24 protein-coding genes are annotated in these 24,441 nt (G+C 50.3%); 16 read left to right on the forward strand and 8 right to left on the reverse strand.

The window, feature by feature from the left end:
- The first annotated feature begins 23 nt into the window (after window positions 1-23).
- The 3 genes from EHW56_RS07655 to xni all read left to right on the forward strand — a co-directional run bounded on the left by EHW56_RS07655 (window position 24) and on the right by xni (window position 3,964).
- Window positions 24-1,580, forward strand: a complete 1,557-nt coding sequence (locus EHW56_RS07655) for a diguanylate cyclase (RefSeq protein WP_052708027.1) — start codon at window positions 24-26, stop codon at window positions 1,578-1,580.
- Between the two features lie 119 nt (window positions 1,581-1,699).
- A complete protein-coding gene (gene ppnN, locus EHW56_RS07660) occupies window positions 1,700-3,055 on the forward strand; it encodes a nucleotide 5'-monophosphate nucleosidase PpnN (RefSeq protein ID WP_077607288.1) in 1,356 nt (451 codons plus the stop codon).
- A gap of 117 nt (window positions 3,056-3,172) precedes the next feature.
- Entirely contained in the window at window positions 3,173-3,964 is a 792-nt protein-coding gene (xni, locus tag EHW56_RS07665) for a flap endonuclease Xni (protein ID WP_152797192.1), read from the forward strand.
- 85 nt (window positions 3,965-4,049) lie between these two features.
- Here xni and rlmM read toward each other — a convergent pair whose 3' ends face one another.
- The 4 genes from rlmM to EHW56_RS07685 form a co-directional block, all read right to left on the reverse strand.
- Entirely contained in the window at window positions 4,050-5,126 is a 1,077-nt protein-coding gene (gene rlmM, locus EHW56_RS07670) for a 23S rRNA (cytidine(2498)-2'-O)-methyltransferase RlmM (RefSeq protein ID WP_046074221.1), read from the reverse strand.
- A 119-nt stretch (window positions 5,127-5,245) separates the two neighbouring features.
- Window positions 5,246-5,626 carry a DUF423 domain-containing protein gene (locus EHW56_RS07675; RefSeq protein ID WP_152799458.1) on the reverse strand — a complete coding sequence of 127 codons (381 nt, stop codon included), beginning with the start codon at window positions 5,624-5,626 and terminating at the stop codon, window positions 5,246-5,248.
- A complete protein-coding gene (locus EHW56_RS07680; RefSeq protein ID WP_152799460.1) occupies window positions 5,623-6,261 on the reverse strand; it encodes an alpha/beta family hydrolase in 639 nt (212 codons plus the stop codon). The genes EHW56_RS07675 and EHW56_RS07680 overlap by 4 nt, the downstream gene beginning before the upstream one ends.
- A complete protein-coding gene (locus EHW56_RS07685) occupies window positions 6,258-7,163 on the reverse strand; it encodes a transcriptional regulator GcvA (RefSeq protein ID WP_046074158.1) in 906 nt (301 codons plus the stop codon). The genes EHW56_RS07680 and EHW56_RS07685 overlap by 4 nt, the downstream gene beginning before the upstream one ends.
- A gap of 356 nt (window positions 7,164-7,519) precedes the next feature.
- On the opposite strand from EHW56_RS07685, the gene EHW56_RS07690 reads away from it, so the two are divergent.
- The 8 genes from EHW56_RS07690 (at window position 7,520) to EHW56_RS07725 (ending at window position 15,671) form a co-directional block, all read left to right on the forward strand.
- Window positions 7,520-8,731, forward strand: a complete 1,212-nt coding sequence (locus EHW56_RS07690; protein WP_152799462.1) for an aminotransferase class V-fold PLP-dependent enzyme — start codon at window positions 7,520-7,522, stop codon at window positions 8,729-8,731.
- Between the two features lie 19 nt (window positions 8,732-8,750).
- Window positions 8,751-9,176, forward strand: a complete 426-nt coding sequence (csdE, locus tag EHW56_RS07695; protein ID WP_046074156.1) for a cysteine desulfurase sulfur acceptor subunit CsdE — start codon at window positions 8,751-8,753, stop codon at window positions 9,174-9,176.
- A 504-nt stretch (window positions 9,177-9,680) separates the two neighbouring features.
- Window positions 9,681-10,421 (forward strand): SDR family oxidoreductase, encoded by a 741-nt coding sequence (locus tag EHW56_RS07700; protein ID WP_046074155.1) that lies wholly within the window; start codon window positions 9,681-9,683, stop codon window positions 10,419-10,421.
- 15 nt (window positions 10,422-10,436) lie between these two features.
- A complete protein-coding gene (locus EHW56_RS07705; protein ID WP_046074154.1) occupies window positions 10,437-11,648 on the forward strand; it encodes an acetyl-CoA C-acetyltransferase in 1,212 nt (403 codons plus the stop codon).
- Window positions 11,649-11,706: 58 nt separating this feature from the next.
- Window positions 11,707-12,054 (forward strand): phasin family protein, encoded by a 348-nt coding sequence (locus EHW56_RS07710; protein WP_046074153.1) that lies wholly within the window; start codon window positions 11,707-11,709, stop codon window positions 12,052-12,054.
- Window positions 12,055-12,133: 79 nt separating this feature from the next.
- Complete coding sequence (gene phaC / locus EHW56_RS07715) at window positions 12,134-13,957, forward strand: class I poly(R)-hydroxyalkanoic acid synthase (protein WP_152799464.1); 1,824 nt, start codon at window positions 12,134-12,136, stop codon at window positions 13,955-13,957.
- A gap of 179 nt (window positions 13,958-14,136) precedes the next feature.
- Window positions 14,137-14,853 carry an ABC transporter substrate-binding protein gene (locus EHW56_RS07720; RefSeq protein WP_172969997.1) on the forward strand — a complete coding sequence of 239 codons (717 nt, stop codon included), beginning with the start codon at window positions 14,137-14,139 and terminating at the stop codon, window positions 14,851-14,853.
- 38 nt (window positions 14,854-14,891) lie between these two features.
- On the forward strand, window positions 14,892-15,671 hold the full coding sequence (locus tag EHW56_RS07725) for an ABC transporter substrate-binding protein (protein ID WP_152799468.1): 780 nt from the start codon (window positions 14,892-14,894) through the stop codon (window positions 15,669-15,671).
- 7 nt (window positions 15,672-15,678) lie between these two features.
- On the opposite strand, the gene tcdA is transcribed toward EHW56_RS07725, so the two are convergent.
- Both tcdA and EHW56_RS07735 read right to left on the reverse strand, forming a co-directional pair.
- Window positions 15,679-16,494, reverse strand: a complete 816-nt coding sequence (tcdA, locus tag EHW56_RS07730) for a tRNA cyclic N6-threonylcarbamoyladenosine(37) synthase TcdA (RefSeq protein ID WP_077666548.1) — start codon at window positions 16,492-16,494, stop codon at window positions 15,679-15,681.
- A gap of 32 nt (window positions 16,495-16,526) precedes the next feature.
- On the reverse strand, window positions 16,527-17,444 hold the full coding sequence (locus EHW56_RS07735; protein ID WP_172969998.1) for a LysR family transcriptional regulator: 918 nt from the start codon (window positions 17,442-17,444) through the stop codon (window positions 16,527-16,529).
- Between the two features lie 99 nt (window positions 17,445-17,543).
- Between EHW56_RS07735 and EHW56_RS07740 the strand changes: the two genes are divergently transcribed.
- The 3 genes from EHW56_RS07740 to EHW56_RS07750 all read left to right on the forward strand — a co-directional run bounded on the left by EHW56_RS07740 (window position 17,544) and on the right by EHW56_RS07750 (window position 20,851).
- On the forward strand, window positions 17,544-18,869 hold the full coding sequence (locus EHW56_RS07740; RefSeq protein WP_152799486.1) for an aspartate aminotransferase family protein: 1,326 nt from the start codon (window positions 17,544-17,546) through the stop codon (window positions 18,867-18,869).
- A 40-nt stretch (window positions 18,870-18,909) separates the two neighbouring features.
- Complete coding sequence (locus EHW56_RS07745) at window positions 18,910-19,737, forward strand: 3-keto-5-aminohexanoate cleavage protein (RefSeq protein WP_152799488.1); 828 nt, start codon at window positions 18,910-18,912, stop codon at window positions 19,735-19,737.
- Between the two features lie 142 nt (window positions 19,738-19,879).
- Window positions 19,880-20,851, forward strand: a complete 972-nt coding sequence (locus EHW56_RS07750) for a TAXI family TRAP transporter solute-binding subunit (RefSeq protein ID WP_046074145.1) — start codon at window positions 19,880-19,882, stop codon at window positions 20,849-20,851.
- Window positions 20,852-20,926: 75 nt separating this feature from the next.
- Here the strand turns inward: EHW56_RS07750 and mltA are convergent, their stop codons facing one another.
- A complete protein-coding gene (mltA, locus tag EHW56_RS07755; protein ID WP_172969999.1) occupies window positions 20,927-22,006 on the reverse strand; it encodes a murein transglycosylase A in 1,080 nt (359 codons plus the stop codon).
- 235 nt (window positions 22,007-22,241) lie between these two features.
- On the opposite strand from mltA, the gene EHW56_RS07760 reads away from it, so the two are divergent.
- The gene (locus EHW56_RS07760) at window positions 22,242-22,466 is read left to right on the forward strand and encodes a hypothetical protein (protein ID WP_046074144.1); all 225 of its coding nucleotides are present in this window, start codon (window positions 22,242-22,244) and stop codon (window positions 22,464-22,466) included.
- Window positions 22,467-22,496: 30 nt separating this feature from the next.
- Here EHW56_RS07760 and EHW56_RS07765 read toward each other — a convergent pair whose 3' ends face one another.
- Window positions 22,497-22,853, reverse strand: coding sequence for a DUF2850 domain-containing protein (locus EHW56_RS07765; protein ID WP_046074143.1), 357 nt, complete (start codon window positions 22,851-22,853; stop codon window positions 22,497-22,499).
- A 252-nt stretch (window positions 22,854-23,105) separates the two neighbouring features.
- On the opposite strand from EHW56_RS07765, the gene argA reads away from it, so the two are divergent.
- Complete coding sequence (argA, locus tag EHW56_RS07770; protein WP_172970000.1) at window positions 23,106-24,431, forward strand: amino-acid N-acetyltransferase; 1,326 nt, start codon at window positions 23,106-23,108, stop codon at window positions 24,429-24,431.
- The last annotated feature ends 10 nt before the right edge of the window (window positions 24,432-24,441 follow it).

Genomic DNA, 24,441 nt, shown 5'->3' on the forward strand with positions numbered 1-24,441 from the left:
TAATCAGGTATTTCCTCGATAAAATGACTAAGTCCACCCCATCACCGTTGTCGGCCCAGCCCGCTCAGGCGGGTAATAATGCGTCGCCCTCAACGTATCGGGAGCTGGCGCTTAAGTCGCGTCGAGAAATCCATAGCCTTAAACGGCTGGTTTCGCGCTTTATCGCCACGTGCTCGGGTAAAAATAACTTGGTCGACCAAAAACTGGCCGAGTTCCGTGACGTATTGTATTCAACGCAGGATGTTAGCGCGTTGCTTCCGCGTTTAGCCGTTATTGAACGCATGGTGGGTCATCAAAACATGACACAAGCAAAAGCACAGTCACACCTCGATGAGCAATTTCACACCAGTGGTGAAACACTACAGCGAGTGACAGGTCTCCCCGCTCAATTGAAACGTGACTTGCGAGATCTATTAGCGCAACCGGCGAACGGTGATACCGAACGCACACAACACCTCATTAAGTTACTTCAGCTTTACGAACGCGCCGTGACCTTGCAAGTTGCTAGGCCCCGCACCCAACAAACACCAGACATCGACAACGATCAGATACGTCGCGTCGCTGATGAACTACAAAACCTGATTACAGAGCTCGATATCAACGGTCAAGCAGGCGATAAGTTGCTTGAAATCCGCCGTGAACTGCTGACCGATATATCACCGGCTACCGTGGTGTCTTTGACGTTGGCGGCACTCAAACTGATTCTGGAAGCCACCCAATCAGAGCGGCGGGCTTCGCAGCAATTTCTCAGTCAAGTCAATGATGACCTCGTCTCAATAAGCCAACAAAATACCCGTGCGCATGATCATGCGACACAACTACGGCTGGCACATCAAGGTGTCGATCAGCGCCTCGATCGCACCATTAACGATATTGAACACGAACTCAAACGGAAAGGCGCGGCAAAAGCCAACCCAGAAGCCGCATTAACCCAAGCGCTTGCAGAGCTGAAAGTGATCGCGCAAGAAAACAAAGCGCTCAAAAATCGCGAACAAGCCTTGGAAGAGCAGTTGGCACACAATCAGAACCAACTTAGCGCCTTAGCAGAGCAAACCCTCGATCAACATCGTCGCGTCGGCGACCAAGAACGTAAACGCCTGTTAGACCCGCTGACCCGCGTCTACAACCGTGCCGCCCTTAACGATCGTTTGGAGCATGAGTACCGGTTATGGAAAAAGTACCAGCGCGAGTTTTGCCTTGCCGTCATTGATCTTGACCACTTTAAACAAGTGAATCAACAATTTGGCTACGAAGTCGGTGATAAAGCGTTGAAAATTATCGCGCGCAGCATCTACCAATGTCTGCGCGACACCGACTTTATTGCCCGCTTTGGTGGCGAAGAGTTTGTCATTTTACTGCCTGATGCGGATGATGAAACGCGGACCGATATTTTGGCCAATATTAGCCACACCATTCGCAAACTCCCGCTGAAGTTTAAAAACGAGCGCGTTTCAATTAGCGTCTCAATTGGTGCCACCCTCTTCCAAGGTGAGGATACCCCCACGCCGGTGCTAGAGCGTGCTGACCAAGCGCTCTATCAAGCGAAAAACAGTGGTCGCAACCAAATCATCTGGTGTTAATTTTTACTGGTCAATTGTGGCTAGCGTGTGTATTTTTAATTAACACACTGATTTTTATAGCACCGCTCGACAGCCTGGCTTGCGTTAAACAGGATGTCGGCGTGTAAGAGGTTGTCGCTATGATCACACACATTAGTCCGATTGGAACGATGGATCTGCTTTCTCAAATCGAGGTCGATCGTTTAAAAGCCAGCGCCAGCAGTGATCTGTACCGCTTATACCGCAACTGCTCATTGGCCGTTTTAAATTCAGGCAGCCATACAGACAGCTCCAAAGCACTTCTTGAAAAACACGCCAACTTTGAAATTCGCGTGTTGCGCCGAGAGCGGGGCATCAAACTCGAGCTGGTTAATCCACCGGATCATGCCTTTGTCGACGGTAAGATCATTCGCGGCATTCAAGAGCATATGTTCTCGGTACTACGCGACATTATTCACGTCAATGTGCAGCTCGAGCATAGTCCTGCCCTCAACCTCGATAGCTCACCGCATATCACTAACTTAATATTCGGTATCTTGCGTAATGCGAAAACGCTCCGTCCGCGAGTCGATCCTAATTTAGTGGTTTGCTGGGGGGGGCATTCAATCAACGACATCGAATATCAATACACGCGTGAAGTGGGTCATGAGCTTGGTCTGCGTGAACTGGATATTTGTACGGGGTGTGGCCCTGGTGCGATGGAGGGGCCAATGAAAGGCGCAGCCATCGGCCATGCCAAGCAGCGCACGTATGACAGCCGATTTATTGGCTTAACCGAGCCCTCTATTATCGCTGCTGAGCCGCCGAACCCCATGGTTAACGAGCTGGTGATCATGCCAGATATTGAAAAGCGCCTAGAGGCATTTGTCCGTATCGCGCATGGGATTGTCATTTTCCCAGGTGGCGCAGGGACAGCGGAAGAGCTGCTTTATATTCTTGGCATCATGATGCACCCTGATAACCGCTCACAGCCTTTGCCTATCGTGTTAACCGGCCCGAAAGAAAGTGAAGATTACTTTCGCGATATCGATGCCTTTATTCGTGATGTATTGGGCGAGGAAGCCACCCAATATTATGAAATCGTGATTGACGATCCAGCCAAAGCCGCACGATTAATGAAAAATGCCATGCCTGCCGTCAAAGAGCATCGCAAAGCCACCGGCGATGCCTACTCGTACAATTGGTCATTGAAAATCGAGCCGGACTTCCAACATCCCTTTGCGCCAACACACGAAAACATGGCTAACCTCAACTTGCACATGAATCAGCGCCCAGAGTTACTCGCTTCAGCGTTACGTCAGGCATTCTCGGGCATTGTGGCAGGGAATGTTAAAGACGAGGGGATGCGCAATATCGAGCAACACGGCCCATTTAAAATTGATGGGGACAAGTATTTGATGGCAAAAATGGACAAACTGTTACAAAGCTTCGTCGACCAACAACGGATGAAGCTGCCAGGCACCGCCTATGTGCCGTGCTATGAGATTGTTTCCTAGCCTGAACGCGCACTGAGCCGGCGAGCTGTCGATAACCTGCATCTCGCACACTGCGTTATGCCACTAACACAGGTATAATGCGCGGCTCATGCTGCGCGTTATTACTGGTTTTTTATTATGTCTAACCTCCATGTTGTCATTATCGATGCAATGAACCTCATTCGCCGTGTCCACGCGGCTCAGCCTGAAGGCGATGCCATCGACACCACGGTGAATGCCTGCCTCAAAACCCTCAATAAAATCATCAATCATAGCCAGCCGAGCCATATTATTGCTGTCTTTGATCACCTGGGTAATGATCGTGGCTGGCGCGCAGAGATCTTGCCGGCATACAAACAACACCGTAAACCAATGCCTGCAGTACTCGAGCAAGGATTAGATGCGATTCAAGATGCATTTTGGCAGCACGGCGTCGACTCGTTGCTTTCTCAAGGCGATGAAGCTGACGACATGATTGCCACCCTGGCTTTAAAAGTGGCCGAGCGCCGGCAAGATGTCACAATCGTATCGACTGACAAAGGCTACTGTCAGCTATTGCAACCGACAGTCAGGATCCGCGATTACTTTCAGCAGCGCTGGTTAGATCTCGCCTTCGTCCAAGCACAATTCGGCGTTCGCCCAGAGCAGCTTTGCGATTTTTGGGGGCTCGCAGGGATCAGCAGTAGTGAGATCAGTGGCGTGCCAGGGATCGGTCCCAAAACGGCCGCCAGCTTGCTGAGCGACTATGCCACTATCGATGCAGTGTTCGCTGCTGAGGATCTGGCACCTAAGTGGCAAAAAAAACTCAACGGTCATTATGAGCTAGCTCAACGTTGCAAAAAGGTCGCGCAACTAAAAACGGATATCCCACTAGGCTTTAACCTACAAGATATCCGTTTTGAACCTGCCGCTGAGGGCCAACCCTCGTAACCGTATTCAGTGGTGATGAAGTTCAGTGGTGATGAATAAGTATAAAGCCGGTATGTAGTGCTAAGATAGGCCCACACTGCTGCACCTAGCGCTGACGTTTTACCCGCCGTAAGTGCACCGTGATTTCCTCGCGATCATGGTACAGATGCTTCGCGCGCATTTCATAGGCCACCTTGTAGTCATCAAGAAATGCACCTAAAGTGTCGAGGTTCTCCGTCACCTGCTCATAGCGGCGGCTCATGGGCAATTTCAAATTAAATATTGCCTCTTTTGCCCACCCTTCAATCAGCCACTCACCCATCAATTGGGCCACACGAGAGGGCTTTTCAATCATATCGCACACCAGCCAAGTGACATTTTTTCGCGTAGGCTCAAATTTAAATCCATCTTCGGCGTGATGAAACACTTGCCCTGTATCCATGAGCTGTTCATCCATCGCCCCGTTATCCACCGCGTGGACAAACATCGAGCGCTTGACCAATTGATAGGTCCAACCTCCCGGACACGCACCTAAATCGACCGCCCACATGCCGGGCGCTAAACGCGTCTCCCATTCTTGCTTGGGAATAAAGTGATGAAATGCCTCTTCCAATTTTAAGGTGGAGCGACTCGGCGCATCAGCCGGAAACTTCATGCGTGGTAACCCCATATAATGCGGGGAGTTATTGGTTGTCAGTGAATAGCCGATCAAACAGGTGCCTGGGGCGGTAAAGCACACGTGGATCACCGGTTTTTTTGGGTTATCCTTTGCCAGCATCACGCCTTGCTTACGTAGCGCCTGACGCAATGGCACGGTGAACTTACGACAGAATTTCAACAGGGCTTTCGCTTCATCATTATCTGGGGTTTCCACCCGTAAGTCGCCGCCTTTGGGTAAGCGCTCGCCCACTGCCAAAATCGGTGAGATACGATCGTCAGGGTCAAGCTCAGAAAGAGACGCGGTGATAGCGATCATTTGCCGGGCAAAAATCAGTGAGTCTAGCGGGAGATCACGAACAACACGCTCGGCATCGCCCTCTTGGTAACACTCAAACAGGACATACGCACTGTTATTGACCACGCGCGGGAACCCATATACCCCCATGTCGGTGGTTTTTTGTTGGATCTCTGCGGCACAGTCTTTCTCAAACCCCGCACGACAATAAAGCAGAACCTGATTCATAACACCCTCTGGCTCGAACATATCACCACGCTGTGTGGCGGTAAAAATAAGCTGCGCATTATATCTGCCATCCAGACCAGAAAGAAATGCCCGCGAGGCTTTTATTCATGTCAGCGGACTCAGCGCTGATAAGAACGCCAGGCTCCTATGGCTAGCCCCACCCAGCCGATCAGAAAGCTCACACCTCCCATTGGGGTAATGGGCCCAAGCCAATACCAAGATGTCAGCGCCAGGAGGTATAAGCTACCACTAAACGCCACAACACCGATAAGCCAAGCCCAAGCCACAATGGCAAAACAGCGAGAAGAAACCTGGGAGGCGACACCGCAAATCCCCAATAAGGCGAGACTGTGCCACATTTGGTAGTCTACGCCCGTTTTAAAAATGGCTAACTGATAATCTGACAGCACCGCTTTTAATCCATGCGCGGCAAAAGCGCCTAGCCCCACGGCTAACCCTGCGCCGATCGTCGCTACACACACCCAATGATGTAATTTCATCCTTGCTCACCTTGTTGTTCAATAAACCGGTGTAGGCTATCCACCGCCCACTGGCGATTGCCTGACTCTGTATACCCTGAGGCTTTACGAGGCTTAAAGCTATGATCGCCATCCGGGACAACAATCACTTGAACCGAGGGAGACAGCGGATAATGCATCACTTCGTCTTCACGGCCGAACGTATCGCGTGCACCTTGTATAATCAGCAGTGGACGCTCAACGGTCGCCAGATGCGCTCCTTTATACTTTTCCGGCTTCCCTGGAGGATGGAATGGAAAGCCCAAACAAATCCCCCCACTGACAGAGGCATGATCAGTCAAATGACTCGCCATACGCCCACCCATCGACTTACCAGCTAACCATAATCGGCTCCCAGCAGGGCGCAAACCATCCACGTGCTCAATCACAGACTCAAAATGGGCAAGTAATTTTGGAGCGCGATCGGGCGGGCGCTTTTTTCCCTCTTGCTCGCGCTTTTCCATATAGGGAAAGTTAAATCGCACCACTTTGCAGTGTTTCCCTATCCGCGCGGCCATATCAGCCATGAACTCGTGATCCTTTCCAGCGCCCGCACCATGGGCAAAAATCACCCAGTCTGTTGCCGTTTCCGGCCCGTCAACCTCTAAACCTGTCATAAATTCATTTTCTCTTGTTCTTTCGCTGCCGTCGCCAACATCCATTCTCGGAATGCGGTAATACGTCCGGTATCAGCATCGCGTTGCTGGCTGACCAAGTAGAAGCCATTATCGCTCTTTAGTACTTGCTCGAAAGGCTGAACCAAGCGCCCAGATGCTAACTCTGGTTGAGAAAGCACATTGTTTCCTAGCGCGACACCTTGCCCATGTGCCGCCGCCTGCAACACCATGGATGAGTGACTAAAAATCGGCCCATGCTCAACATTCACTTCACTAAGTTGATGGGCTTTCGCAAATGCTTTCCATTCTTTACGCGAGCGGTCATGCAATAAAACATGATGAACCAAATCATCTGGGGTTTGTAGAGGCTGCCCTGACTCCAGTAGCAGTGGCGAACACACAGGCAGCAAGCATTCTTGATACAAAAGATCGCAGCGCAATCCCGTCCAGTGTCCCCGGCCATAGTAAATGGCAACATCGACATCATCGGTCAGAGACCCTTCTTCCAAATCAACCGCCTTTATCCGAACATCAATATCAGGATGCGCTGTATTAAAATCAGCTAATCGAGGTACTAGCCATTGAATCGCAAAACTGGGCGGCAAACTAATCGTCAGCGCCCCTTTAGCACTGCGTTCCAGCACTTTATCCGTCGCATAGGAAAGCTCAGAGAAAATATCTTTTATATCAAGAAAGTACCCTTGTCCTTCTTCGGTCAATAGTAACGAACGGTTACGCCGGCGGAAAAGCTTCAAACCAAGAAACTCCTCTAATGCCTTGATTTGATGACTGACTGCCGCTTGAGTCACAAACAGCTCTTCTGCCGCTCGCGTAAAGCTCAAATGTCGTGCGGCTGCTTCAAACACACGCAGCGCGTTGAGTGGGGGAAGACGCCTCGCCATATGCTGACACCTCTATGCATTAATTTTTCTAATCGTTGGCATTATAAATTGTCGATTGCTGATATACCAGCAAACTCCTATAGTGCTCCCCGCATCCACTTGTGACGTCTCTCTATTTAGACTGTTTCCGTGGTTGCGATGTTGTGTTTGCATTTGTCTAACACTGGTTAGACAGGTAGTCGTATCTACCACTTTTAACTTCCTGTATTTTGACATTGTCTGTCATTACATATTTGTTGGCACTGAGCGTCGCTCAGTGCTTTTTTTTGTCTGTAATAAGGCGCGAACCAACAACAGACTTGAGTTACATCCACGAGATAGCGATCATAGACGGGATTTTATTTCGGACGATAACTATGACCGACGGTTTTGATCCCCATTTCCTACGCGCCCAGTTTCCCGCTTTTAATGCGCCAGGCTGGGTATATCTAGACAGTGCTGCTACTGCCCAAAAGCCGCAGTCAGTGATTGATGCGATAAGTCGCAGCTATATGATGCCGGTTGCAAACGTCCATCGAGGCCAGCACCAAGCGTCCCTCTCCGCAACCGAACAGTTTGAGCAAGCGCGACGAGATGTAGCACATTTTATCGGTGCCAACCCACACAATATCGTCTGGACCCGTGGCGCGACAGAAGCCATTAATCTGATCGCCTATGGCCTAAGTCACTCGCTTACCCCACAAGACGAGATCCTGGTCAGCGAAATGGAGCACCATGCCAACCTGATCCCTTGGCAATTGATGGCACAACGCACGGGCGCTCAATTGGTAAAAATCCCCTGCTGCCCTCGCACGGGGCACTTAGATATGAAGGCATATCAGCAACGCTTAACCGTACGGACACGCATTGTTGCGATCAGTCATGTCAGCAATGTCACCGGCACCCGCCATCCTATCGAGGAAATGACCCAACTGGCGCACAAAGTTGGTGCAACCGTGATCATTGATGGCGCACAAGGCATCGTCCATGAGCCTGTCAGTATGCAAACACTGGACACTGACTATTATGTTTTTTCTGGCCATAAACTTTATGGTCCCACAGGAATTGGCGTCTTGTATGGAAAATCAGAAGCGCTGAGCGCGCTCTCGCCTTTCCACGGGGGGGGGAAGATGATCACAGACGTCTCGTTTGACCATCATACTCTCGCCCCCGTTCCCGCTCGTTTTGAAGCAGGCACGCCTAACACCGCCGGCGCAATTGGCCTTGCCGCTGCCATTCATTGGCTCCAACAACAAGACAGCCAAGCAGTGGAGGCACACATAGCAAGCTGTTACCAACAACTTATAGAAGCTTTACGCACGAGGCCGCGCATTCATTTGATCGCGCCACAGGCGACCAGTTCTATGGTCTCTTTTGTCGTGCGTGACGAGCATCATGCCGATGTAGCTGAATTGTTGGCCCAACAAGGTATTGCTGTTCGCTCTGGCCATCATTGTGCCCATCCTTTTATTAAGGCGCTTGGGGTCGATGGCACCATCAGAGTCTCTCTAGCGGCCTACAATACACACCAGGATATCGCACAGTTTATTGCAGCATTAGATAAAACCCTGGATCTACTCGACATTTAATCATAAGGCAGGATAGACAATGGCGTTACCCCATCACCCTTTTGGCACCGAGCTTAACCAAGCGACGGTCACCGAGATGCTCGCGCAACACACCAGCTGGGAAGATAAATACCGACAATTGATTTTGTGGGGAAAACGGCTACCAACCTTTACTGATGCACAAAAACAAACAGCAAGCCAAGTACACGGCTGTGAGAGCGCGGTTTGGTTTCTCCATCAGGCAGAGGGGGACACCCATTACTTTGCCGCCGACTCCAACGCCAGAATTGTTAAAGGCTTATTAGCGATCGTGCTTGCCTGTGTTCACGGTCAACACGGTAATGCCATTCATACCCTCGATATAGACCGCATTTTCCAGCAAGCGGGACTGGCGCACCATTTAAGTGAGTCACGCACCAATGGCTTGCACGCTATCATTGAATACATTCATCAGGTCACTCGTTAGTTCTTTATCCACGTGGTGGCGTGTCGCCACCGCTCTCCACTCAACGCACAAATAGTGATTATTTTCTGACCACCTTGTCCACTTAAAAAGGCAATCTTCAACATAAAGCCACCAACCTCACCACTAATGCAATCCATTTCATGGACTTAGTCAAGCAGTGGGCAATTCGATTTAAAATCAACAAAAACAAACACAAAACAAACATTATTTTAACAATTGATTGCAGTGTTTCCTCATTAATATGACCAAGATCTCGAATGCAGAACATGGGGTTTTTATACTTTGCGTATTTGTCTAGATTCGTTAGCTTAGAAGCAGGCAGTCATAAAAGGGTCACACCCATCCGTTAGGCTGCCTAACAATATCGGCAGAATGATAAGTTGATTTTTGGCACAACTATTGCTGCTGTGAGAAAAAGATGACTGTAATTCTGGTTTGAAGTGGTTCCAGATGCGGCTTCAGGCATCTCGTTTAGTTTGCTTGTTGTAGTGAATGGAGTCATAAATGAAAAAACTGGCATTAGTAACCGGCGCGAAAGGCGGGATAGGATCAGCAATTACCGAGAAATTGGTGGAAGATGGATACCGCGTCATCGCGACCCACTTTACAGGGGGAGCGGAGTGCGCCCAAGAGTGGTTTGACGAAAAGAAATTTAACCACGACCAAGTTCGTTTGTTTGAGCTTGATGTCACCGATACCGAACAATGCGCCTCACGGATTGCTAAGCTACTCGAGGAAGAAGGCACGGTGGATGTACTGGTAAACAATGCTGGTATTACCCGCGACAGTGTGTTCAAGAAAATGAATGCTTCACAATGGCATGATGTCATTAATACCAACCTCAACAGCCTCTTTAACGTCACTCAGCCCTTGTTCGCCGCCATGTGCGAAAAAGGAGGAGGACGCATCATCAACATCTCATCCGTCAATGGCCAAAAAGGCCAATTTGGCCAAGCCAACTATGCCGCCGCCAAGGCCGGCATGATGGGCTTCAGTAAGTCACTCGCGGCAGAAGGGGCGCGGGCCGGTGTCACTGTCAACGTCGTGGCGCCAGGCTATACCGCGACACCAATGGTTACCGCCATGCGCGACGATGTGTTGGAGTCAATCACCAACCAGATCCCGATGAAGCGCTTGGCCAAGCCAGAAGAAATTGCGGCATCGGTGGCTTACCTTGCCAGCGACGCAGGCGCTTACATTACGGGTGAGACGCTGTCGGTAAACGGCGGCCTCTACATGCAATAAATCAAGGATAGATTGATGGAACGTATTTTTATTGTGGCGGCAAAACGCACCGCCATCGGTGCCTTCTCAGGCACGCTCAAAGACGTCCCAACGGGGCAACTCGCCGCTTATGCCATTAAAGGCGCGCTAAGTGAAACATCACTTGCCCCAACCGCGATTGATGAAGTCATCGTGGGTAACGTGGTCAGCGCAGGACAAGGGATGGGGATCGGTCGTCAAGCTGCGATTTACGCGGATATCCCGACCCATGTCCCTGCGTATTCAATCAATATGGTCTGTGGTAGCGGCATGAAAAGTATCATGGATGCTGTCACCCATATCCGAGCCGGCGATGCACAGGTTGTCGTCGCGGCTGGGGTTGAAAACATGTCACAAATCCCATTTGCGGCAGCGGGTAACCTCCGCACTGGGCAAAAAATGGGCAACTTCGCCATGAAAGATTTGCTCATTAATGACGGGCTCACCGATGTGTACAACCAATATCACATGGGAGTCACCGCCGAAAACGTTGCCAAAGAAGTCGGGATTACCCGTGAGCAACAAGATAGCTTTGCGCTTAGCAGCCAACAAAAAGCCGTTTCAGCCATTGAAGCGGGTCGGTTTAAAGATGAAATCATCCCGATTGAGATTAAGCAGCGCAAGCAAACCATAACTTTTGATACCGATGAGTACCCAAAAGCAGACGCCACGCTAGAGGGCCTCAGCAAGCTGCGCCCAGCATTTGATAAAGAAGGCTCAGTAACGGCCGGTAACGCCTCGGGTATCAATGATGGCGCGAGTGCGGTGATCCTCGCGTCTGAGTCCGCAGTCAAAGAACACGGGCTGACACCACTCGCAGAAGTTGCCGCCTACGCTCAGCACGGTGTCGATCCGAGCATCATGGGCTTAGGCCCAGTGGGGGCTGTCAATACGGCATTGGAGAAAGCCAACCTGACTCTCGACACCATTGATTTATTTGAGCTTAATGAAGCATTTGCAGCACAAGCACTGGGGGTCATACACCAATTGGCGGAGCACCACAAAACAACACCTGATGCGATATTGGCGCGTGCCAATGTCAACGGCGGTGCCATTGCACTCGGTCATCCGCTCGGGGCATCAGGTAACCGCATTGTGGTGACCTTGCTACACGAGCTCGCGCGAAGAGGCGAAACCCACGGGGTGGCTTCTTTGTGTATTGGCGGCGGCATGGGTACAGCTTTAATTGTTAAGCGTACACAAGCATAAACGGACACTTGCGACCTTGGGTTAGAAACCCATACACAACACTATCAGGAGATACACCATGTACACAGATATGTTTAAAGCGTTTTCTGAGCAATCTGAAAAAGCCCTGGCTCCCTATGTTAATTTCAACAAGTTGGTAGCCAAAAATGTTGAGACGCTGACTGAGCTACAAATGAATGCTATGCGCACCTATAGCGAGCTCGGTCTAGAGCAAATGAAAGCAGCCAGCGAAGTGAAAGATGTCTCAAGTATGACGTCATTCAGCAGCCAACAGCTGGCCGCTTTGACCAAACTGTCTCAGCAAATGATGGATGACAGCGCCAAGCTGCAAAACATCGCCAAAGAGTTTAAAGAAGATATCGACAAACTCACGGCTGAGAATATGAAAGCCGGCACCCCAGCATAAAGGCAGGGTTTTTGCACTAGTGCCTGCTGTCATTGACGGCAGGCCTTTGTAGTGCTTATCCGATCAAGAGGGCAAGACTATGTTTCATCACTTCTTTTCGGACTACCTTGCCAGGCTGCAAGAACAAAACCAGCAATGGTGGCAGGATCTTGAGCAGGGCAAGGCAGCCGTAAATACACCGTTCAATCAAGCCATGCAGGAAGTCAGCCTGCAAGACACTGCTCAGTTGCTGGAAGGCGCGGCTCAACAACCCGCTGCACTTCTACAAGTGCAAATGCAGTGGTGGGAACAACAGATGCAAATCTGGCAGAACGCCATGCTCGCGCGTGATAACACGGGAGAGGTAGTGAGCGAAGGCAGCGACGATAAACGTTTTAAGGATAAGGCTTGGCAGGAAGATGTCCTTTACAACTTTATCAAACAGTCCTATCTGCTGTTTGGGCGTACCTATATGGAAACCATCGATGCCATTGAAGGCCTTGATGATAAAACCCGTGAACGTCTCTCATTTTTCTCACGCCAAGCGATTAACGCCATGGCCCCGAGTAATTATATTGCGACTAACCCTGAACTGCTCAAAATGACATTGGAGTCTCAGGGCGAAAATCTACTGCGCGGCATGGAACAGCTTAAGCAGGATATGGAGTCTAGTGCGGATATTCTTAAAGTGCGCATGACCAATAATAACGCGTTTCGCGTGGGTGATGATGTCGCCAACACACCTGGCGACGTGGTGTATAAAAATGAGTTATTCGAACTCATTCAGTATCGTCCGATGACGGAAAAAGTGCATACCACCCCCATCTTGGTCGTGCCTCCGTTCATCAACAAATACTATATTCTTGACTTACGAGAGAAAAACTCACTGGTTCGTTGGTTGGTTGAACAAGGGCATACGGTATTCTTGATGTCCTGGCGTAACCCCTCCGCCGAACAAGCCGAAATTGGTTTCGAAGACTACGTGACCCAAGGCACCGTCAAGGCGGTCAGTGCCATCGAAGACATTACCGGCCAATCGCAGATTAACGGGGTGGGTTACTGTATCGGTGGTACCGTTCTGGCTTGTACTATCGCCTACTATGCCGCGAAGCGCATGAAAGCACGGATTAAATCGGCGAGTTTCTTCACCACCTTACTCGACTTCTCGCAGCCGGGGGAAATTGGTGCCTATATCAATGACAGCTTGATTCGAGCCATTGAAGCGCAAAACACGGCGCGTGGTTATATGGATGGCCGTTCACTCAGCGTCACCTTCAGCCTACTTCGTGAAAACAGCTTGTACTGGAACTACTATATTGAGAATTACCTCAAAGGTAACAGTCCTGTCGACTTTGATTTGCTGTATTGGAACAGTGACAGCACCAATGTCGCCGCGAAGACACATAACTTTATCCTGCGCGATTTGTATCTTGAAAACAAATTGGTGCAAGACAAAGGGGTCAAAGTCGGTGGCGTCTGGATTGATCTCAATAAGATCAAAGTGCCCAGCTATTTCATTTCAACCAAAGAAGATCACATCGCACTTTGGCAAGGCACCTATCGTGGTGCACTGAATGTTGGCGGGAATAAAACCTTTGTACTGGGCGAGTCAGGGCATATTGCCGGTATCGTGAACCACCCCGTGAAGAAAAAATACGGTTTTTGGACCAACGATAGCTTGCCTGATAGTGCCGATGAGTGGCTCGATAATGCGTCACATCACACAGGCTCTTGGTGGACCCACTGGGAAAAATGGTTACGTAGCTACAGTCCAGAAGAACAAGTGGATCCATACTCAATAGGATCTGAGACCTATCCTGTGCTTGATACGGCGCCCGGCGAGTATGTTCGCCACGTTCTGCCGATTGAAGCGGAGGCTCAGCAAGCTCAGGCAACACCAACCCCTGAAGAAGAACAGGCCTGATCAGACATCACAGCCTGCGTCTCAACATTGAGAATAATGGTGCACACTCGGTGGTAAACGCTGAGGTGCACCTTTTTTTATATGATTGAACTACACTCAAAGCCATGGAAGCAAAACGGTGTAGCGTCAATATGAGATGGGCATGGTACTGTCTATTAACCACTCTTCTTTTCATTTCGATGAGCGTACAGGCTCAAACACTGCGTCTGACATCGGGTGAATATGCGCCCTTTATTACTCAGACTGTGCCTGATGGAGGCCCGATCACTGAAATCGTGATGCAGGCGGCGCAAGAGGCAGACATCGCGGTATCACTAGGTTATTTCCCATGGCATCAGTCGATGAATCTCGCTCAAACCGGCGAATGGGACGGCACCATAGGCTGGGCCTACACACAAGAACGTGCGAATAACTTCATCTACTCGGACCCAATTTATACCGAAAGCGTTGGCTTTTTCTACCTTACCGAACGCGAGTTTGATTGGCAGTCCCCACAAGATCTAGATGGCTTTGCCATCGGGGTGACCAAAGGCTTTATTGACGTTAAGACACTGACTGAACTGCAAAAGTCAGGCGTTGACGTTAAAATCCAAGAATTCTTTGATGAAAAATCAAAAATCGATGCGCTACTCGCTCAGCAAATCGACTTGGCGTTAGGCAACATAGACGTACTCAAAAGGGTGATCGCACAAGAGGTGGCCCCTAGCCAAAAACAAAACGTTGCCCATCATCCGCGACCAATAAGAATTACCCCGCTGTACGTTTTATTTAGCCGACAAACAAAGCAAAGCTATGATCAGGCAGAGCGCTTTAACAAAGCATTACGGCGACTCAAAGCGGATGGGCGGTATCAAATGATCTGGAGTCATTTTCGCCACGCCCACTACAATCATTAGGCCTTGGCCGTAACGACGTTTTATATCTTGGAGGTGTTATGCGGCGAATACTGCTCGTGACCCTACTCCTTTATTTACCTTCCATCGCCGCCGCACAGGTTCAGCTAAAATTGTTGGCAGGCGATTACCCCCCTTTCCTCTCAGATCGCTTAGCGCATCAAGGGGTGGTTGCCTATATCGTTAAAGAAGCAGGGAAGCGACAAGGACTAGAGATAGAGATCGCGTTTACACCTTGGCAGCAAGCAAAAATGAAGGCGAAAGAGGGCGCGGTTCATGGGACCGTTGGCTGGGGCTACACCCCAAAACGTGAAAATGACTTTGTTTACTCTGCTCCCATTTATACCGAAACCGTGGTGTTTTTTCATCTCAAAAACCGACACTTTGATTGGCAGTCGTTAGCCAGCCTAAACGGCTTACGCGTCGGGATCAGCGAGAGCTATATAGAAGATGCCATGCTGGCAAACTTTAATCAGCAAGGTGGCGACGTGGTGATACGCCGCTATCCTAACGAAGTCGAGAAGCTGCGCAGCTTACTCACTGGCGAAACCGATGTGATTATTGGTAACCAATATGTAGTGATGGATATCCTACGCACTGTGATGCCTGATGACACGCGTCAGCACATTACTTTTCACCCTACCCCTCTGCGTGTCACCCCCCTTCATGTTCTACTGAGTCGCCAGCATCCTGAGAGCACACGCTGGGTAGAACGCTTAAACCGTGGTATTCATCAACTCAAAAGCAGTGGCGATTACCAAAGAGCATGGAGTGCGTTTCGTATGGGCGAATTTGGCTTACGCGCCCTTCCCCCAGAGTAAAGCAGACTCAGCTAGCCTGATCGCGACGCTGATCAGCAGCGATTAGCTTTTGTAAAATGCGCGAGACAGCGACAAAACCAAAACTCGCGGTCACCATGGTTGCCGCCCCAAAACCACTGGCACAGTCCATGCGTTTGGGTCCCTCGGCTGACACTTTGCTTTCACACACACTGCCATCAGGCTGAGGGTATTTGAGCTGCTCGGTAGAATACACGCAATCAATGCCAAACTTACGTCCCTGGGTTTTCGTGAAGCCATGAAAACGACGAAGGTTGTTACGCAGCTTCGCCGCGAGCGGGTCTTGAATCGTTTTAGTCAAATCCGCCACTTGGATCTGAGTGGGGTCGATCTGTCCACCCGCACCACCCACGGTAATGACTTTGATTTTGTGCCGCTTGCAGTGAGCCAATAGAGCCGTTTTGGGCTTAATGCTATCGATAGCATCAAGCACATAATCAAAGCGCTTGTCGATGTACTCAGCAATATTATCCGGCGAGATAAAGTCATCAATCACAGTCACTTGGCATTCTGGATTGATCGCCGCGACACGCTCGGCCATCACCTCGCTTTTGCTTTGGCCGATAGTCTCTTTCAAAGCATGGATTTGTCGATTGGTGTTGGTGACACACACATCATCCATATCAATTAATGTCATTGCCCCCACACCGGTTCGCGCTAACGATTCTGCCGCCCACGAGCCAACACCACCAATGCCAATCACACAGATGTGGCTTTGACTAAATACTTCGAGCGCACGCTGGCCGTAGAGCCTTGCGGTGCCTCCAAAACGTTGCCAATAGGCATCTGATAACTGGCGTGTCATACCCGTCTCTTTGTTCATCAAACCGAGGGGCGTTATACCGACTTGCTCGATAATTGTCTAGCGGGATCCCGCGCAAAGCGGTCACAAAGCCAATGCACAACTTGGCTAACGCCTGCGGCGCGCTGCTTGTAGCTTGCACTGTAGAGGTAATAACCATAGCCGCTATCAATACCTAGCCCCAAAGGGTTCACGACTTTTCCTTGTTGTAGACTGGTTGTCGCCATAAAGGTAGGAATTAATGCCATCCCCATGCCTTGCTGCACCCCCTCCAATGCCATAAAAAAGTGCTCAAACCCCGCGCCATACTGCGGGTTGCTATCCGTTAAGCCAAATTGCAGCCAAAAATGTTCCCACAGTGTCGGCCTGGTCAGGTGAGAAAGCACCGGCACCGTAGCAAGTAGCGCCGCACGCTCAATAGGCTGAGGGACAATAGCGGCAGCGGCTAATAAGGATAGATGTTCATTAGCCAGACAGGTTGACTGGGAGCCTGCTTGTTGATGTGGCTGGCAACGGATGAGGATATCAACATCTTTTTCTTTCCCCTGCGGGATAGAATCACTCGCGCTGACCGTCACCGATACCGACGGATAACGAGCTTTAAAGTCTTGTAGTTGCGGGATTAACCACAGACTGGCAAAAGATGGCGGCACCAGCAAGCTGACCGACTCTTGCTGGACACTCTGTTGACGTGCGTAAGCCGTCGCGTTGGCAATTTCATGGATCCCTGAGGAGACTGATTGAAGATAAGTCTCTCCAATGGCATTGAGCACCACCCCATACGCGGTCCGCGCAAACAAGGGTTGTCCAATCCACTGCTCTAGCTGTTGGATTTGTTTACTGATAGTACTTTGACTGACATGCAATACCTTAGCCGCTTCCGAAAAGCTGCCTTGCTGGGCGACCACTACAAACGCTTGTAACGCTCGCATCGATGGCAAACGCGCTTCCATTCCCATTCCTTTTTTTCATACCTGGTGAAAATATATCCTTTGTCGCGCAAAATACAATCGGTTCATACTCATGTGCAAACGTCACTATGAGGCAATCGTATGAGCCACGTATTCCATCGCCACTGTCATCAATATCTTCCCACTATCGCAAGTGGTCACGGCATGTATCTGACTGACACGCAGGGAAAGCGCTACCTAGATGCATGTGGTGGTGCCGCGGTATCTTGCCTTGGTCATCATCATCCTGCAGTATTGGATGCGATTCGCGCCCAACTCGAGGCTATTCCCTATGCGCATACTGGCTTTTTTACCTCCGAGACCAGTGAAGCACTGGCCGACATACTCACTGACTTAGCACCGGCGACGATCAATCATGCCTACTTGGTCAGTGGCGGATCAGAGGCGATGGAAGCGGCATTAAAACTGGCACGTCAATATTGGGTGGAAGTTGGCCAGCCGCAGCGCCAACACTTTATTGCCCGACGCCAAAGCTACCACGGCAACACACTTGGCGCGCTGTCCGTGGGAGGTAACGCATGGCGTCGTGCGCCCTTTGCACCTTTATTAATGGATACCAGTCTGATTGCTCCCTGTTACGCCTATCGCGATCAGCGTCCCGATGAGACCGCTTACGAATATGGTCAGCGGGTGGCCGACGAGCTTGAAGCCATGCTGTTAGAAAAAGGTCCGGAGAATGTCATCGGGTTTGTGGCTGAGCCTGTCGTTGGCGCGACAGCTGGCGCATTGACGGCGGAAGCAGGCTACTTTACGCGTATTCGTGAGATCTGCGACCAATACAATATTTTGCTGATCCTTGATGAAGTAATGTGCGGTACGGGACGCACTGGGCGCTTTTTCGCCTTTGAGCATGAACATATCGTTCCAGATATAGTGGCTATCGCCAAAGGGCTAGCCGCCGGTTATCAGCCTATTGGCGCGACGCTTGTGGCTGACCCTATCTACAACGCGATCGCTAACGGCTCGGGCTTTTTCCAACATGGCCACACCTTTATGGCACACCCTACTGCCTGTGCTGCAGGGCTCGCCACATTAAAAGCAATCCAGCAAGATAGTCTAATAGACGCCGCCGGCCAGCAGGGAGAGGCGTTAAAAGCCACCCTCACTCATCATTTTCATTCCCATCCTTTTGTCGGCGACATTCGTGGCCGAGGACTCTTTCTCGCGCTTGAGTTGGTGGCAGATAAAGCGTCAAAGCAGCCTTTTTCGTCTACATTGCCGCTAGCGAAACAAATCAAACAAACTGCGCTGGAAAACGGCCTGATGTGCTATCCCATGGGCGGCACCATTGATGGCAAACAAGGGCACCATATTTTATTGGCGCCTCCCTACATCATTAAACAGCCACACATTGATGAGATAGCCGAAAAACTAAGGATAACCTTAGACACCTGTTTGCCACACTAAGCAGTCTGTCTTGCTCTCAACCCAGGCTTAAGGAGAAAAGATGACCGATACACGCACCATCATGGTTGCCCCCAATGGCGCGCGGCTGCAGCCTTCCCAGCATAATGCCGTCCCCATTGATACGCCATCACTGATTAACTGCCTGCAAGCATGCGCTGACGCCGGTGCCGCCATGGCGCACATTCATGCACGAGATGAGTCTGGCGCGCATAGTTTGGACCCCATTCTCAATCATCGGCTTTATCAGCAAGTCCAAGATGCGGTCGGTGATCGCATGGTCATTCAACTCACGACCGAAGCCGTGGGTCGCTATCGCCCCTCAGAGCAAATCGCGTTAGTGAAAGCCGTAAAGCCTGAGGCCGTCTCCATTGCGCTCAGAGAGCTGGTACCTGATCCCTCCGAAACCACCGAGGCCAGAACATTTTTTGCGTGGCTACATCACCATGCTGTTTACACGCAGTTTATTCTCTATCACCCCCAAGATGTGGCGCGCTATCGTCAGCTACGTCACTCCGGCATTATCCCGCCAAAGGGGCACCATTTACTGTTCGTCGCAGGCCGGGATCAAAGCCCCCCATTTGGCCACCCAGAAGACATCATCGCCATGTGGCAAGCGCTCCCCGACCATGACAACCTGCGATGGTCAGCCTGTGCATTTGGCCACCATGAGATCCGCTGTCTAACGACCACCGCGCTCCTAGGAGGTGACATACGAATCGGCTTTGAAAACAACACCCAACGCGTTGATCAACGCCAGGCCATAGATAACGCAGCTCAGATCACAGATTTACGCAACACACTGGAAAAGCTGGGATATTGTACTAAACCTGTACAAGCACTAAGGCAAACCATGACCCAATCGTTTTAACCCAATACAATTGCTTGCAAATATTGTTAAAAGATTGAAAAAATAGCGCGGTGACACTTTTTTGTCATATTGTCATTGAGTGTTATACAACTTCGAGGGTGCGCCCGGATAGCAACCTCTAACTTAAAAAGGAATCTTAAGCATGAAAGCGATGAAACCTACCCTGATTGCGCTCGGCTTTTCTGCCGCACTAGGAACCGCGGCAAGCGCGCAAGCGAACCAGTTTGTGACCATTGGTACTGGCGGTGTGACTGGTGTTTATTACCCAACAGGTGGCGCAATTTGCCGTCTCGTCAATAAAAGCAAAGATGACCACGGCATCCGCTGCTCGGTAGAGAGTACAGGCGGTTCAATCTACAACATCAACACCATTCGTGCTGGCGAGCTCGATATGGGTATCGCCCAATCTGACTGGCAGTACCATGCTTACAAAGGCACCAGCAAATTTAAAGATCAGGGCGAATTTAAAGAGCTTCGCGCCGTTTTCTCTATTCATCCAGAACCGTTTACCGTGGTAGCACGTGCCGATGCAGGCGTAAAAACCTTTGATGATCTGGAAGGCAAGCGCGTTAACATTGGTAACCCTGGCTCGGGCCAACGTGGCACTATCGAAGTATTGATGGATCAAATGGGCTGGGATATGGACAAGTTCGGCCAAATTTCTGAGCTAAAAGCGGCCGAGCAATCCAAAGCGCTGTGTGATAACAAAATTGATGCCATGGTGTACACCGTGGGTCACCCAAGTGGTGCTATCCAAGAAGCGACTACCGCATGTGACAGCGTATTGGTTGAAGTCGCGAACGATGCAGCTAAACAGCTGATTGAAGATCGTGACTATTACCGCCAAGCCACTATCCCTGGCGGTATGTACCGCGGTAACGACAACGACGTCACCACGTTTGGTGTGGGTGCGACGTTCGTTTCTTCCACACAAGTCCCAGAAGACGTTATCTACAACGTGGTTAAAGCGGTATTTGAAAACTTTGATGACTTCCGCCGTCTCCACCCAGCGTTCGCTAACCTGAAGAAAGAAGAAATGGTACAAGACGGCCTGTCTGCACCACTTCACCCAGGTGCAGCGCGTTATTACCGTGAAGCCGGGTTGATTGAGTAATCAAACCCCGCTTACCAAAAAGCGAGCGTTAGACGCTCGCTTTTTTATTTACTAAGGGCCTCACCTAACCCGTTATTATGGCTGGCTCACCATTTGTGGCGCTAAGGCGTCCAGTTTCCAAACCCGACCAAAGTGCTTGTAGTGCCCGGCTTGCTCGCCTGCTTTACGGCCCATACCATGATACAAGTCCAGATGATTCTCTTTCACCGCGCCACCGGTATCTAATGCCATCAGAAGCTTTAATACATGCTCGCCCGTCCATTTGCCTTGCTCATCCAGCTGAGGCACTTCAGCCAGTAACACAGAGCCCATGGGTAAATAACGTCTATCCGCCGCCACTGACGCCCCGGCTTTCAATGGAATACCTGCCGTACCACTGACAGGATCAGCTGCCTTAGGGGTAAAGAAAACATAAGAGGGATTTTGCTCGAGTAATTCACGCACTTCATCTTTACTGTGGGCAGCCACCCACTCTTGGATCGCTTTCAGCGACATTTCTTCGCGCGGCACTTCCCCCCTCTCGATCAGTACTTTTCCAATGCTGACATAAGGGTGACCATTCTTGCCACCGTAGGCAAAATACTCCAGTTGGTCGTTATCGCCAAAATGCACAAAGCCGCTGCCTTGTACTTCCATAATAAAACTATCGATAAGGGAGGCGCTGTAGCCCAGCTCTAAGCCCTGCCCATCTAACGCCCCAGCATAGATAGCAGCACGGTCTGGACAGTCCTCACCACAAGGGGGCTTGGCGTAGACAGGATAGCGGAACAGGGCATCCGGTTGGTGACGCATCTCTATCACAGGAGAGAAATAACCGGTAAACATCACGTTACCAAAATCATCTCCCCCTGCCATTTGGTTCACCCCTAAGCCATAATCCGCAAGTGCCTCAATCTCGCCTCCCGCGTCCAACCAGGCTTGCAAACGCTGATAAACCGCTTGATGCTCAGCCACTAACGAGGGTGAGTTGGCAGTCACCTCCGCTAATTGCTCATTGAATAAACTAAAGTCTCGCGGGCTTTCAGAAACCACTTGTGGTACCGGGGTGAGTATCGATTCAAATCGCCCATCCACATATTGTTGGCCCCGGTCAGTGGGACGCATACACCCTGCGAGTGCCGCCACACACGCCATCACGACTAACGCTTTTTTCACACCATATTCCAATCAGTGAGTTAATAGCGCTAAGGCTCGCAAAAACCGCCCCGCTTCGCAATCAGTTCTCAACGTTAAGTTTGTAACTGTCTGCAAACCAATACAGATTTATTGTGACCCTATTCAGCTTACTTCCTTTACCAAGGCGACATTCATCAAAGTGTCATATAATTATTATGTACTGTCCTTGCAACAAAACTGCATAGAAAGTGCAACATAAAGGAGTAAAGCAGCGATGGATTTAAAAGTTGGGCGTTCAACGCTACTTGATAGTGATGCAGTGGAGTACCAATGGATCCGGATGATGGCCAGCGAAGGCTGCACTCGCCAAGTGATTAATGCCAGTATTCAGCGTTGTCTGGGTGGTGATGCGCAAACCGCCGATCTCTTGCGAAAGGTGGCGACGAAACAGTGCTCGGTCAACGAGCTGCTCACCACGTTGGAATCACAGCACTACTGATCCAGGTCGCATTGGGGATAACACTTCCTCTTATGAGCGTTTATCTTTAGCAAAAAAAGATGTGTAGTGAGCAGGTTCAATACGCTCGAGCGTCTTTGCGTCTTCAACCCGATACAGGTAGGTTTCCGTTCCTATCGTGTATTTAAGCTGATCGCCATCAAACTGGTACTCCGTGGTGGCGCGACTCCCATTGGTGTAGACACCATCAGGACGTATTTCAAATCGGTCGGCTGCATAAGGGGCCACATCTTGTTCTACCCATTCGCCATAAAGCTGTTTGTCTGTCATATGTGGCGCAAACAGCTCTGGGCGGGTGGCCACGGTAAAACTCACCCAGCCCAGTACGAGAACAATCACCAGCATGATAAATTGTTTGGTTAACCGCACGCTACAACCTCACTTATTGGTTTTATTGTGATTTTAACGAACTAACTGACCCACATTGATAAACCACTTGCGAATCTTGAGAGATAGTTCCCAAACATTGCGCGAATAATGATAAACGTAGTGCAAAAAACATCACGATGCAGAGTACATCCTTGCCTCTCCTCTGCAATTATCTACTTGCTTGGGGGTTGACACGCACCGAACAAAAAGAATAAAAAGGCAATATTAGTGAATAATTAAACGGATGAGCGCGTGAAAATAAGAAGTACCGCCCTGGTTAAAGGATTTCGCCAATCGGCGCCGTATGTCAATGCTCACCGAGATAAAACCGCGGTGATCATGCTTGGCGGCGAGGCCATGGCGGATGAGAACTTTCAAAATATCGTCAATGATATCGCTCTACTCAATAGCCTAGGCATGAAGCTGGTATTGGTCTTCGGCGCCCGCCCGCAAATCAATCGCACCTTAAACCAGTACGGACTGGAAACACCGTATCACAAAGGAATACGCATCACCGACAGCCACGCGCTTGAAGTGGTCAAACAAGCCGCCGGCCAAGTGCAGCTCGACATTACGGCGCGTTTATCCATGGGGCTCAACAATACACCCATGGCGGGCGCTCAAATTAATGTGATCAGTGGCAATTTTGTTATTGCTCAACCGTTGGGCGTCGACGAGGGCATTGATTACTGCCATAGTGGCAAAATTCGCCGCATCGACATTGACGGCATTCAGCGCCAGCTCGATCAAAACGCGATTGTGCTAATGGGGCCGGTAGCCAGCTCAGTGACGGGGGAATGCTTTAACCTCACCTCCGAAGAAGTGGCGACTCAAGTCGCGATTCGGTTACGCGCAGACAAGTTAATTGGCTTTTGTTCCGAGCAAGGGGTCTTAAACCAAGACAATGAGGTGATTTCTGAGTTACTGCCCACCCAAGCCCAGCCACTTCTAGAAGCGAGAGAAGCCGCTGGCGATACCGACTCTGGCACCAGTCGCTTTTTACGAGGCGCGATTGCCGCGTGCCGCGCGGGAGTCACTCGTAGTCATTTGATCAGCTATAAAAAAGACGGCGCCTTGATCCAAGAGCTGTTCTCGATTGAAGGGATCGGCACCCAGATCGTGATGGAGCGTGCCGAAAAAGTGCGCCAAGCCCAGATTGACGATATCGGTGGGATCTTGGATTTGATCCGACCTTTGGAGCAACAAGGGATCCTAGTGCGCCGCTCGCGAGAACAATTGGAGCAAGAAATCCCCCGCTTTACCATCATCGAACGCGATGGATTAGTGATAGGCTGCGCCGCACTCTATCCGTTTAGTGAAGCGCGCACCGGCGAGATGGCATGCGTCGCCATTCATCCAGACTACCGTGATGGCGACCGCGGCGTCATGCTCCTCAATCACCTCAAACAACGCGCCAAAGCCAAAGGGCTCGAAACCATTTTTGTGCTCACCACCCACAGTCTGCATTGGTTTTTGGAACAAGGCTTTTTGCTCTCTGATGTGTCAGCACTCCCTAACACTCGCCAAGAGCTGTACAACTATCAGCGGCGCTCTAAGGTGCTGACTTTAGCGCTTTAGCGTATCTCGC

Origin of the sequence: Salinivibrio sp. VGrn1, assembly GCF_009377995.1 — a bacterium.
GTDB lineage: Bacteria > Pseudomonadota > Gammaproteobacteria > Enterobacterales > Vibrionaceae > Salinivibrio > Salinivibrio siamensis.